This window comes from Algoriphagus limi (assembly GCF_024919275.1).
Taxonomy (GTDB): domain Bacteria; phylum Bacteroidota; class Bacteroidia; order Cytophagales; family Cyclobacteriaceae; genus Algoriphagus; species Algoriphagus limi.
Map to the genome: position 1 here is coordinate 1 of NZ_JANWGH010000003.1, position 12,782 is coordinate 12,782.

The following is a 12,782-nucleotide window of genomic DNA, read 5'->3' on the forward strand; positions in this document are numbered from 1 at the left end:
GACCGAGTTAAGAGTGGGTAAGTCAGCCTTCACCTACACCGGAAGAAGAAAGAAAGTGGACACCATGTAAGAGGTGTCAACACAAGAAACACAAAAGGGACCTACAACAGGTCCCTTTTTTATTGATGGGTTTTTGAGCTATCGGCGATTAGTGCTCTCAAATTGGAAAGTTCTTTATCTGTCAAATCCCGCCATTTTCCAGTACCTAAATCCAAGTGGACATTCATGATTCGGATTCGAACCAGCTGCTTGACCGAATAGCCTAAATAATCACACATTCTACGGATTTGTCGATTGAGCCCTTGAGTTAAGATAATCCTGAATTTTCGCTGACTGATTCGTTCAACTTTACATTTTTTAGTTACAGTTCCGAGGATTGGGATACCGTTTGACATCCGCTGGATAAAGCGATCGGTGATAGGCTTATCGACGGTTACGATGTATTCTTTTTCGTGATTATTATGGGCTCGAAGGATTTTATTGACAATGTCTCCTTCACTTGTTAAAAAAATCAAACCCTCGCTATCCTTATCCAATCTACCAATTGGGAAAATCCGCTGAGGATGATTGATGTAGTCAATGATATTATCCTTTTCCCCTTTGGTATCAGTCGTAGATACAATGCCTACTGGCTTGTTGAAAGCTATATAAACGTGTTTTTCAAGAGGGGCGCCAATCGATTTTCCATCAACAGTAACTATATCACCTGGGTTTACTTTTGTACCCAGCTCAGGTGTTTTGCCATTTATTTTGATCCTGCCCTCCTCGAGAAGTTGATCTGCTTTTCGCCTAGAGCAATACCCTGATTCACTCAGGTATTTGTTGATTCGAATCGGTTGATGATCTTTCAAAGAATTGTTTTTTGGGGGATTGATTCAAACCAACCCAATACTTGATAAAAAGCTAAACTTTACTTTGATAGAAATAAATGCCCCAAAGGACATTATTCTCCTGAGATTCCAGAATTAGTATTGCTTGATTCATTAGCCATCAACTTCTCATCAGAATTGCTGATTGGTATTCCCGCTAGAAGATTGATTGCTTCGAATTTTATGCTTTCAAAGGCATTTTTGTTTTCAGCCAAAATAGGTTCTGATGGTGGGATTTTTTCTTTTAACCAATCGACTTGCTTTCCATGTTTCCAAAAACGGAAACAAAGATGTGGACCAGTAGCTAATCCGGTGCTTCCCACATATCCAATAACCTGACCTTGTCTTACCCGTGCACCTTTTTTAATTCCACTGCCGATTTTGGACATGTGAAGGTATTGGGTAGTGTATGTACCATTATGTTTGATTTTCACATAATTGCCATTCCCTCTGGAATACCCAGCTTCTACTACAGTTCCATCACCTACTGTTCGGATTTCAGTACCTCTTGGAGCTGCATAATCAGTTCCCAAATGCGGCTTATACCGTTTTTGAACAGGGTGAAATCTATTTAAATTATATCTAGAGCTGATTCTGGAATATTTCAAAGGATCCCTTAGGAATGCCTTTTTCAAGCTATTTCCTTCCTGGTCAAAGAAATTAAGTTCTCCATTTTGCTCAAAAGGAATCGCATGATAAGGCTCGCCCATGTGTTCAAAATAGGCCAATTTGATTTCGGTAACTCCTACAGATATTCCATCAATCAATTTTTCCTCATATACAACTTTGTATTTGTCGCCTTTTTGAAGTCGCTGGAAATCGACTGACCAACCGTATAAATCGGCAAATAAATCCACCAGATCAGGACCAATCCCCTGAGCGGTCATATCTACGTAAAGGGAATTTTTAATTGTTCCGCCCACTTGCTTGGTTACATACTCGGCTGGTTTTTCCTGTCGGTATATTTCCAAACTATCCAAGTCAAAAACCACATACTCAGCGGGATTAGGCTCATAAATAAAAAATTTAGCCTGTGCAGAATCTGCCGGAGTAAGAATCGTAAACTTCTTATTTAACGCGATGTGACGAACGTCAAAAACCTCCTTGGATTTCTTTGCGATCTCATCAATGATTTGATAGGGCACCGAAAAAGGACTTAAGATGCTTCCAAGCGTTTGATTTTTTTCAACAGTTCCCTCAATGATATTTAATCCTGTTACATCAATCCCATACAAATACTTTTTAGAATCATCTACTTGTAAACTGTCCTCTTGACTGAGGGAATCATCCCATGAATCAGAGTAGTTTGATCCTAAAGGTTTAAAGAAATAGAAGGCTGCAAAAATTACTAAAGCAATACCTGCGAGGCCTGTCCATTTTTTAGTCATTGGGTAATTCTGTTAGAGGGTGATTTTAGATTTTCCCGAATGAAGGGAAAATATGCGTGTTTTTCAAGTTTTGGTATCAAAAACCATTCCTTCTAACTTGAATTTCTGAGAAGTGAGCGGCTTTTTTCAAATTTTTCTATTTAAAACGTGAAACGGTTGATAATCTTATCTGGAATCAGGGAATCTTAGCATTTGAATGAGGAGTCAAAAAGACATTTACTTATCTTTGACGCTCAAAATTTATGTAACCATGCATCGAACCCACAATTGCGGAGAATTACGAATTCAACATGTAGGAACAAAAGTTACTTTGGCTGGATGGGTCCAGCGAGTACGAAATAAAGGAGGACTCATTTGGGTTGACCTTCGTGACCGCTATGGATTGACGCAATTGATTTTTGAAGAAGGTAGTACCGCCAAAGAATTATTGGAAAAAGCAGCTAGCCTGGGTAGAGAATTTGTTATTAAATCCACAGGGACGGTTATCGAGCGAACTTCCAAAAACGATAAAATCCCTACCGGCGATATTGAGGTTAAGGTTGAGGAACTTGAAGTATTGAACCCCGCCAAGATCCCTCCATTCCTGATTGAAGATGATACTGATGGAGGTGATGATCTCCGAATGAAATATCGATACCTGGATCTCAGAAGAAATGTGGTAAGGCAAAAATTGCAGCTGCGCCACAGAATGATGCAAGAAACTAGGAAATATATGGATGGACAGGATTTCATCGAAGTGGAAACTCCTGTTTTAATCAAGTCTACACCTGAAGGTGCACGGGATTTTGTAGTTCCAAGTCGGGTAAATCCAGGTGAATTTTACGCCTTGCCTCAATCTCCGCAGACTTTCAAGCAGTTGTTGATGGTTTCAGGCTTTGACCGATATTTTCAGATAGTAAAGTGTTTCCGTGATGAAGACCTTCGAGCAGATCGTCAGCCTGAATTCACGCAAATAGACTGTGAGATGTCCTTTGTTACCCAGGAGGACGTATTGTCCATGTTTGAAGGCTTGACCCGTCATTTGTTTAAGCAGGTGAAAGGTATTGAGCTGGAAGAAGTCGGGCGCATGACCTATGCAGATGCGATGCGTCTATATGGTAACGACAAGCCGGATCTTAGATTCGACATGCAATTTGTTGAGCTGAATGACCTGGCAAAGGGAAAAGGCTTTGGAATTTTTGATCAAGCTGAGTTGGTAGTCGGTATTTGTGCAAAAGGTGCTGCTTCTTATACCAGAAAGCAATTGGACGAATTGACCGACTGGGTTAAAAGACCTCAAATCGGTGCCAAAGGCTTGGTTTATGTCAAATTCAATGAAGATGGAAGTCTAAAATCCACCGTTGATAAATTTTACTCTCAGGATGACCTTGGGCAATGGGCAGAAGCATTCCGGGCAGAGCCTGGAGACTTGATGTTGGTATTGAGCGGAGATGCTAAAACTGTCCGTAAGCAACTTTCCGAACTTCGTCTAAAGATGGGAGAGGATTTAGGTCTTCGTGATCGTTCTGTATTCAAGCCGCTTTGGGTGGTTGATTTCCCTTTGTTGGAATGGGATGAAGAAACCAATCGCTATCATGCGATGCATCATCCATTTACCTCTCCAAAAGCTGAAGATATTCCGCTATTGGATACTGATCCCGGATCTGTTCGAGCCAATGCTTATGATTTGGTGATTAATGGAGTGGAAATTGGAGGAGGTTCTATCCGAATTCATGACCGAACCACTCAGCAATTGATGTTTAAACATCTTGGGTTTACTGAAGAAGAGGCACAGAAGCAATTTGGCTTTTTGATGGAAGCCTTTGAATATGGTGCGCCTCCGCATGGTGGTATAGCTTTCGGTTTTGATAGGCTTTGCGCTATTTTCGGTGGATCTGACTCCATTCGTGATTACATCGCTTTCCCAAAAAATAACTCGGGAAGAGATGTTATGATTGATTCTCCAAGTCCAATCTCAAAGGATCAGTTGGAAGAATTATCCATTAAGTTGGATGTGAAAGCCGATTAAGGAATTTTATTCCGGACGTATCATATGGGAACGTATTCCCATTACAATCAATAATTGGGCGATTATATAAGTCCCCATGATGAGTATTTCCGATTCTGGAAAATCTCTGTAAAATTTACTGATGGCGATGATTCCATCGGAAATAAAAAAGAGACTGGCACCAATAAAAACCTGCCAAAAAGAATCGGGATTACATTTTTTATATCGTTCTCTAGCTGTACTAAGCATGGAAACGATGACAATGATATATACCACAACGGGAATTTTTAAAGAGCCGAGATTCTGATGAATCAGGTAATAGATAAAAGCAGCGAGAATATAAATCGGAAGATTTAGGAAGAAGGTCCGAATGAAATTGACACCAGCAATTCGATTGGGGTTTAGCTGTGCTACCTTAAATGCGATGATGTAGCATACCTGAGTTATAAAAAAAGCTCCCAATCCATAAATAAACAGATTGCTCCAAAGAAGAAGGGTATCGCCCAAAAGCGAGAATACCAATGCCCCCATGGTAGCTTTGGAAAGCAGTGTCCAAGATATAGGTTTGGTGATTTTGTAAAAATAGATAATTAAACTTGTGATTATCAATGGTTTGGAATAGATTCGCATACCTGGAATTTCTTTAATAATCAATGCCATATCAGCTAAAGAAGCAAAGAGAAAAAGGTAGAGCCAAAAGATGTTTTTGTTTTTCAATTTTCCAGGGTGTTTTGATATAAGTCAAATATAAAGCTAATGCGCTGGAGTATTTGAAAAAAATGTGTTTTCTAGTCGATTTAGGATTTCAAAAACAAATTTTAGTAGAAGCCAGTATTGAAATATTTTATTTTATATAATTATTATATTTAAAAATAAATTCTGTGAAAATTACATTATTCAAAATGAAACAAAATATGGTTTCGTTTTAATGTTAAGATAATGTTAATTTTTGTGAAAAGAATCAGCAAAAAATTAACGTTATTTGCCCCGATTAAAAATCACCGCAATCTACCTTTGCGGCATATTTGAATCAACCAACTTTTACCAAAACAAATAAATATGAGGCAAAATTTACTCAAAAACTTGTTGACAGTCCTTTTTGTGGCTTTAAGCAGCACATTGGCAATGTCACAGGGTGTTACAACTGCCAGTATTCAAGGTGTTGTTTCGGATGCTTCCGGAGAATCCCTTCCTGGTGCTAACATTGTAGCAACCCACGAGCCATCAGGTACCCGTTATGGGGCAGTGAGTAACTTGGAAGGTCGATTTGTACTTCCAAACATGCGTGTAGGTGGACCTTACACTGTACGTATCACTTTCGTAGGTTTCGAAGATCGAACTTTCGAAGGTATCGTGCTTGGTCTGGGTCAGACTTACACTTTGAATGCAACCCTCTCTGACGGATTAGAGTTGGAAGCAATTGAAATTATCGCCAGCCAAGATGCTATCATGAACGCAGATAAGACTGGTGCTGGGTTGAACTTGTCTACTGACAAAATCAATGCGCTTCCTACTATTAACCGAAATATCAACGACTTTACCCGATTGACTCCTCAGTCAAACGGTACTTCTTTCGCTGGTACTTCTAGCCGATTCAACAACTACACCATCGACGGTAACATCTATAACAACAACTTCGGTTTGGGTTCTGGACAGTTTGCTGGTTCCAATCCAATCTCTTTGGATGCTATCGAGGAAGTTCAAGTTAACTTGGCTCCTTACGATGTTCGTTTGGCTGGTTTCACCGGTGCTTCTGTTAACGCGATTACAAAGTCCGGAACTAACGAATTTTCAGGTTCTGCTTACTACTACCTAAGAAACGATCAAATGATCGGTGATAAGGTTGGTGATACTCGCTTGAACAAAGGTGACTCCAAAAACGAAATCAGAGGTTTCCGTTTGGGTGGTCCAATCATCAAAAACAAATTGTTCTTCTTCGTTTCTTACGAAAAGGAAACTGAAGCTGTACCTAGCTTTACAAAAGTTGCAGCTCGTCCAGGTTTGGAGCCAGACGGTTTGACTGTATCTCGAGTTCCTGCTTCTCAATTGGATTTTGTACGTGATCAGCTTCGTTCTTTGTATGATTACGAAACAGGTCCTTACGAAAATTATCCATTTGCTTCTGAGCAAGAGCGATTCAACGCAAGACTTGATTTCAACATCAATGACAACCACAAGTTGTCTGTTCGTTACAACAATTACACAGCATTTACTGACGTTCCAACCAACGGAAACTCTATCCGATACATCTCTACTCGATACAGAAACACTTTCAGAACTGGTATCGAAGCGATGAACTTCAGAAATGCTAACTACACCAACGATCGTTCTGTACAATCTTGGGTAGCTGAATTGAACTCTAGAATCGGTTCTAATATGTCTAACCAAATCAACATTGGTTATACTTCTATCACCGATCCTAAGCGTGGTATCCCAGGTGGACAGGACTTCCCATTCATCGAAGTTCTTGAGCCAGATGCTTCCGGTAACTTGCTTTACTACTTCTCTGTAGGTAACGAATTGTTTACTGTAGGTAACTTGTTGGAAAACAACATCTTCAACTTCACAGATAACTTCTCTCTATACAAAGGAAAGCATACCTATACATTCGGTGTGAATTTCGAATACATGACGTTTAAGAACGCATTTAACCCAGTATTCAACGGATTCTACCGATTCAACTCTTACGATTCTTTTGTAGACGCGATCATCAACAGAACTCCTGGTGTTTATCCTGATGCCTTTGCTAAAGGATTTGCTTTGGATGGATCTACTACTCCTCCTGTGGATGAGACTAAATTCGGTCAGATTGGTTTCTATGTACAGGATGAATATCAGGTAACTCCTAAGTTGAAAGTAACTGGTGGTCTTCGTGTTGACTTCCCATTCTATCCAATCGACATTCCTCGTAATGAATTGTTGGATAACTTGAATAAGACTTTCGAAACTCCTGACGGAACAATCACTCCAGACGTAAGCACATTCCCTAAAGTAAATCCTCTTTGGTCTCCAAGAGTTGGTTTCAACTGGGATGCTAAAGGTGACAGAACTACTCAGGTTCGAGGTGGAACAGGTATCTTCTCCGGTAGAATTCCATTCGTATGGCTTTCTAACCAGGTGAATGGTTCTGGTGTAGTTCGTGGTGGTTTAGGTTATGAAGGTGAAGAATTAGTAGATGCTTTCGGTCCTAACTATGTGTTCAATCCAGACGTTACTTATGGAAACCCTGAAAACCCTGGACAGTCTCTTTCTAATGAATTGAACTTGACTGACAGAAACTTCAAGCTTCCTCAAGTGTGGAGAACCAACTTGGCTGTTGACCAAATCCTTCCTTTCGGAATCATTGGTACAGCTGAATTCATCTACTCAAGAGATGTTTCTACTCCTATCGCATACAATCCAGTATTGAGAACTCCTGATGGAACTCTTTCTGGTCCAGATCAGAGACCTTTCTGGAATGGTTCTAACTATTCTAATGACTCTGACTTCAGAAACGTATTCTACTTGACTAATGCTCAAAGAAAAGCTGACTACTTCTCATTCACTGCTCAATTGCAGAAAGAATTTGAGAATGGCTTCTCGACTATGATTGCATATACTAAATCCAGATCAAGAGATTTGGATGCAGCAGGTGGTTCTCAGGCAATTTCCTTGTGGCCAGCTACTGTTCAGTCTGACAGAAATGATCCTGAGTTGAGCTATGCTGGATTCGATATCCCTAACCGATTGATCGGATCTTTGTCTTACCAGACTGAGACTTCTACTATTACCTTGTTCTACGAAGGTGCTGACGCTGGAAGATTCTCTTATACCTATTCTGGAAACTTTGGAGATGCTTCAAACCGATTGATGTACATTCCAAATTCTGCTAGCGAACTGGTATTCCAGGAATTCACTTTAGGTGGAAGAACTGTAACTGCTGCTGAGCAAGCTTCTCTTTTGGATGCTTATATCGACCAAGATGAGTACTTGAGCGCGAACAGAGGTTCTGTTGCTGAAAGAAATGGTGCTTTGAGACCATGGGTTAACCGATTCGATCTTCGATTCACTCAAGACTTGATCTTTACTGGTGATAAGAAGAACAAGCTTCAGCTTTCCATCGATATCTTGAATATTGGTAACATGTTCAACTCTGAGTGGGGTGTACCTAAGTTTGCATTCCAAAACAACTTGTTGAACTACAGAGGTACAAATACTGCAGGTCAACCTATTTATAGATTGAACACAGTTCCTGGTACATCTGAATTCCCAACTGAAACTTACCGAACTTCAACTTCTCTAGGTGATACTTGGAGAATGCAGGTAGGTATTCGATACATCTTCAATTAAGATGTTGAAAAAAATAATCAGAAAAGCACCTCAATTGAGGTGCTTTTTTTATTTTTAGTAAAAAAACTGGGATTATGAGAAATTTTCTATTGCTAATCTTTTTTATTCCATTCCTTTCTTTTGCACAAACAGACTCTTTGATCTTCAAAAATCAGGATGTGATCGTGGGAGAAATCAAATCCATGAATCGGGGAGTTATCCAAATTGAGACAGATTATTCGGATAGTGATTTTAAGATCAAATGGAATGAGCTCATCTATGTCAAATCGGATACGCGATACCTTTTTACTCTGAGAGATGGCACTCGACTAAATGGGAAAATTAGCACGCTTGAGGATGGGACTTTTTTAATCCGCTATGTAGACCCGGCGGCCTTTATCCGAATCAAGAAAGGTGAAAAGGAAGAAGATCAGCAAGTACAGGAGCAAATCGTCACATCCAGTGAGATTGTTTTTATGAATGCTTTGGATGACGGCTTTTGGAGCCGGTTATCAGCTAGTATTGATTTAGGATGGAGCCTTACTAAAGCCAACAACCTCCGTCAATTTAACATTAGAAGCGGCTTGGGCTATCTGGCGGATCGCTGGAAAATAAATTCCTCTTTTAACAATATTCGATCAAATCAAGATGAAGTTGAACCTACAAAAAGAACTGATGCTAATGCATCATTTGTCTATTTTCTTCCAAAAGACTGGTTCCTTTTGTATGATTTTACTTTTTTATCTAACACCGAACAATTGATTCGAGCGCGGGTAGGTAATAAAGTCGGATTCGGTAAATACCTTGTCCATACTAACAAATCCTATTTTGGTTTTCAACTGGGAGCCAACCTTAACAATGAAACCTATTTTGATGATACTCCTGGAAGAAGATCCGGAGAAGCATTTTTAGGGTCAGAACTCAATCTTTACGATATCGGAGACTTAACATTTTTCTCCTCGGTTTTTGCATATCCCAACTTGACAGAAAAAGGCCGATTCAGAACAGATTTTCGTCTCGATTTAAAATATGAGTTCCTGGAAGATTTTTATGTCAACTTAGGAACGACCATCAACTACGATAACCGACCGATTTCTGGAGCTTCAAGCCTTGATTATATCTTCCAAACAACTATAGGCTGGAGCCTTTAAGAATGGATCATATCAAAAGAAGTTGTTTATTTCTACTAGTTTTTATTTTTCCCTTTATTGGATGGGCTTCTCCTTTAGACACCCTTCAATTAGTTGATGGGACTGTTTTAGTCGGGCAGATCAAAAGCATGGAGCGTGGTCTATTAGTTTTGAAGGTTGATTTTTCTGAGAAAAATCTTGAGGTCAACTTTTCAAAAATCTCCAATATTAAAAGCGTCCAATCGTTTTTGGTATCATTGGAAAATGGCCTGCACATTGAAGCCGAGATCAATCAATTTGAAGGAGATTCCCTAAATTTTAAAATAACTCATCCTACTCGTAGACAACAATCAAAATATGGGATCAAAACAGGAGATTTTTTCAGATATTCTAGGGAAGATATTATCCAATTTTACCAAATAAGCGAAAGCATAAAAAGTCGTATTGATGGAGAAATCGGGATTGGGTTTAACCTTGCAAAGGCAAATAACCTGAGGCAATATTCGCTGCGAGATGTCCTCAGATACAATGGTAACCGATTTATGCTGGTTCAATATTTTAATGGAATTCGGTCCATCCAAAAGGAAACCATTCCTATCTATCGTTATGATGCGAGTATGGTAGGTCTTTACTATTTACCTAAAGAATGGTTTGTGATGGGGCTAGTCAGTTTTCTAAGCAATACTCAACAACTTTTGGATTTGAGAACTGGCTACAAAGTAGGTTTTGGAAAATTTTTGGTCTATTCCAATAAAGCCACTTGGTCATTCATTGGTGGGGTAAATTTGAACCGGGAAAAGTTTAAAGAGTTAAGTACAATTCAAAAAAGTACAGAAGGGGTTTTTACCTCGCAATTTGAGGTTAAGGACTTTAGCGTATTTGATATTATTTCCACGCTTAGTTTCTTTAACAGTTTCACAGAAGCAAACCGGGTACGAACTGATTTCAGACTTGACATCAAATATGATCTATTGGATGATTTGTATTTGAAATTAGGAACATCAGTCAATTATGACAATCAACCTACAGAAGGGGCTTCTAAGACCGATTATATCATTCAAACCACAATTGGTTGGATTTTTTAGCGTATAATCCTTCTTTTTTTCCTTTAGTCGAAGGCATTTGCCTCCAGTATCATTTTTACACAATAGACCGATTCTCCTCGTTAATTTTGTCTAGTAAGAACCATTCTAGGTAATCATCAGTTTAGCCTTCATGTTGCATTACAAAACATATCCAAATCCAAATTCTGAGGAATGGGTTGTCTTTGTCCATGGTGCCGGAGGCTCTTCTGCAGTGTGGTATAAGCAGATTAAGGACTTTAAGGAGCAGTTTAATCTCCTATTGATTGATCTTCGGGGTCATGGAAAGTCTACCAATCTGCCCCAGGCCATCTATCAAAAGGAATATACTTTTGAGGATGTAACTCGGGATATCATTGAAGTTTTGGATGAATTGAAAATGCCTCCAGCTCATTTTATGGGGGTGTCTTTGGGGACAATTTTGGCTAGACAGCTTGCCGAAATGGAGCCTTGGAGAGTAAAATCCCTTGTGTTGGCAGGGGCTGTGACTCGGTTGACGATAAAATCCCGGGTTCTAGTATTTCTTGGAAATACCTTTAAGAAGGTAATTCCGTACATGTGGCTATACCGACTGTTCGCCTATATTATTTTGCCGCGAAAGCAGCATTCTGAATCTAGGAATTTATTCATTCGGGAAGCTAAGAAATTATGCCAAAAGGAATTCATCCGGTGGTTTAAACTGACGAAGGATATCAATCCGCTTCTTCGATATTTCAAAGAAGTTGATATCCGAATCCCAACCCTATATGTGATGGGAGATCAGGATGTCATGTTTTTGGAACCGGTGATTCAAATTGTAAAAGAGCATAAAAATGCTATGCTAAAGGTGCTTGAACAATGTGGCCATGTGGTCAATGTCGAGCGCCCTCAGGAATTTAATCAGCTATCAATGGCTTTTTTGAAAAGCCTTAATTAATTATTCAGCACTTTTCTACATGAAAAAACAAACGAAGGTTATTCTATTTGTTGTGATCGCTTTGGTGATCATTGCGGCAGTAATCTATCCAAGATTGGATCAGCGAAGCTCCAATGATAATTCCGTTACCTCAGTCGGTGCGGGACCCGGTCAGCCAAGTGCTCTGCCGGTGGATGTGGTAAAGCTCAAGCGGGAGACATTAGTCAATCAGCTACAAGTAACGGGAAGTATTTTGGCAAATGAATCAGTCAATCTGCGATCAGAGGTTTCCGGTTTGGTCACACGAATTGCCTTCAAGGAAGGCCAATATGTAACCAAGGGTACGCCGCTTCTGTACTTAGATGATGATGAACTTCAGGCACAATATCAGCGCTTGCAGTATACCCAAAAATTGTACGAAACCCAGGAAAATCGCCAAAAGCAATTATTAGCTCGGGAGGCGATTAGCCAAGAAGAATATGATATCGCTCTAAACCAGTATAATACCATTGTTTCCGATATTAAATTGGTCGAAGCTCAATTAGCAAAGCGGATCATTCGGGCTCCATTTAACGGAATTCTTGGTCTTCGTCAGGTATCTGAAGGAAGCGTCATTGGAACAGCAGACGTGATCACAAACATTGTGAATATTGATCCAATCAAAATCGAATTTTCTATCCCAGAGCGATATGCCAATCTGGTAAAAATTGGTTCGACGATTTATTTCTCAAATGAAGCATCTGATTCTGAATTTGAGGGAACAGTATATGCTTTTGAACCGCAAATTGATGCAGCCACTCGGACGATGATGCTTCGAGCTCAAAGTCCTAATAAGGACAATCAATTTCTTCCGGGAATGTATGTTCGAATTCGATTTGTGTTGGGAGAAACAGAAAATGCACTCATGGTCCCCGCGGAATCCGTTATTCCGGAACTTCAGGGGTATAAGGTTTACGTAGTGGGAGCTGATAACAAAGCCGAAGAACGAGTTGTGGAGATTGGTACACGTACCGATACCCAAGTTCAGATAGTCAGTGGTCTTCAGGAAGGGGATTTGGTTCTAGCTACAGGAATTTTGCAGGCGAGAGAGGGTATGCCTCTAGAATACACCCAAATCAATTAA

At 39.8% G+C, this 12,782-nt stretch carries 9 protein-coding genes; 6 read left to right on the forward strand and 3 right to left on the reverse strand.

All coding sequences use genetic code 11. The features are described from left to right. Positions 1–119: 119 nt before the first annotated feature. Together rluF and NY014_RS12280 are read right to left on the reverse strand one after the other, a co-directional pair. Positions 120–851, reverse strand: a complete 732-nt coding sequence (rluF, locus tag NY014_RS12275) for a 23S rRNA pseudouridine(2604) synthase RluF (protein WP_259414888.1) — start codon at positions 849–851, stop codon at positions 120–122. Between the two features lie 92 nt (positions 852–943). Continuing rightward, on the reverse strand, positions 944–2,257 hold the full coding sequence (locus NY014_RS12280) for a M23 family metallopeptidase (protein WP_259414889.1): 1,314 nt from the start codon (positions 2,255–2,257) through the stop codon (positions 944–946). Positions 2,258–2,507: 250 nt separating this feature from the next. Between NY014_RS12280 and aspS the strand changes: the two genes are divergently transcribed. Then, positions 2,508–4,265, forward strand: coding sequence for an aspartate--tRNA ligase (gene aspS / locus NY014_RS12285; protein ID WP_259414890.1), 1,758 nt, complete (start codon positions 2,508–2,510; stop codon positions 4,263–4,265). A 6-nt stretch (positions 4,266–4,271) separates the two neighbouring features. Here the strand turns inward: aspS and NY014_RS12290 are convergent, their stop codons facing one another. Next, positions 4,272–4,961, reverse strand: a complete 690-nt coding sequence (locus tag NY014_RS12290; RefSeq protein WP_259414891.1) for a lysoplasmalogenase — start codon at positions 4,959–4,961, stop codon at positions 4,272–4,274. A gap of 342 nt (positions 4,962–5,303) precedes the next feature. Between NY014_RS12290 and NY014_RS12295 the strand changes: the two genes are divergently transcribed. The 5 genes from NY014_RS12295 to NY014_RS12315 all read left to right on the forward strand — a co-directional run bounded on the left by NY014_RS12295 (position 5,304) and on the right by NY014_RS12315 (position 12,782). Beyond that, a complete protein-coding gene (locus tag NY014_RS12295) occupies positions 5,304–8,573 on the forward strand; it encodes a TonB-dependent receptor (protein WP_259414892.1) in 3,270 nt (1,089 codons plus the stop codon). A 74-nt stretch (positions 8,574–8,647) separates the two neighbouring features. Beyond that, a complete protein-coding gene (locus NY014_RS12300; protein WP_259414893.1) occupies positions 8,648–9,703 on the forward strand; it encodes a DUF481 domain-containing protein in 1,056 nt (351 codons plus the stop codon). A gap of 2 nt (positions 9,704–9,705) precedes the next feature. Then, positions 9,706–10,767 carry a DUF481 domain-containing protein gene (locus NY014_RS12305; protein WP_259414894.1) on the forward strand — a complete coding sequence of 354 codons (1,062 nt, stop codon included), beginning with the start codon at positions 9,706–9,708 and terminating at the stop codon, positions 10,765–10,767. Between the two features lie 130 nt (positions 10,768–10,897). Further along, complete coding sequence (locus NY014_RS12310) at positions 10,898–11,680, forward strand: alpha/beta fold hydrolase (protein ID WP_135077126.1); 783 nt, start codon at positions 10,898–10,900, stop codon at positions 11,678–11,680. A 19-nt stretch (positions 11,681–11,699) separates the two neighbouring features. Next, positions 11,700–12,782, forward strand: a complete 1,083-nt coding sequence (locus tag NY014_RS12315; RefSeq protein ID WP_259414895.1) for an efflux RND transporter periplasmic adaptor subunit — start codon at positions 11,700–11,702, stop codon at positions 12,780–12,782.

What these genes read in the sequence shown, in the direction of transcription:
- NY014_RS12305 (WP_259414894.1), top strand. Translation starts at nt 9,706, where the DNA reads ATGGATCATATCAAAAGAAGTTGTTTATTTCTACTAGTTTTTATTTTT.
- NY014_RS12315 (WP_259414895.1), top strand. Translation starts at nt 11,700, where the DNA reads ATGAAAAAACAAACGAAGGTTATTCTATTTGTTGTGATCGCTTTGGTG.
- NY014_RS12310 (WP_135077126.1), top strand. Translation starts at nt 10,898, where the DNA reads ATGTTGCATTACAAAACATATCCAAATCCAAATTCTGAGGAATGGGTT.
- NY014_RS12295 (WP_259414892.1), top strand. Translation starts at nt 5,304, where the DNA reads ATGAGGCAAAATTTACTCAAAAACTTGTTGACAGTCCTTTTTGTGGCT.
- aspS (WP_259414890.1), top strand. Translation starts at nt 2,508, where the DNA reads ATGCATCGAACCCACAATTGCGGAGAATTACGAATTCAACATGTAGGA.
- NY014_RS12280 (WP_259414889.1), bottom strand. Translation starts at nt 2,257, where the DNA reads ATGACTAAAAAATGGACAGGCCTCGCAGGTATTGCTTTAGTAATTTTT.
- NY014_RS12300 (WP_259414893.1), top strand. Translation starts at nt 8,648, where the DNA reads ATGAGAAATTTTCTATTGCTAATCTTTTTTATTCCATTCCTTTCTTTT.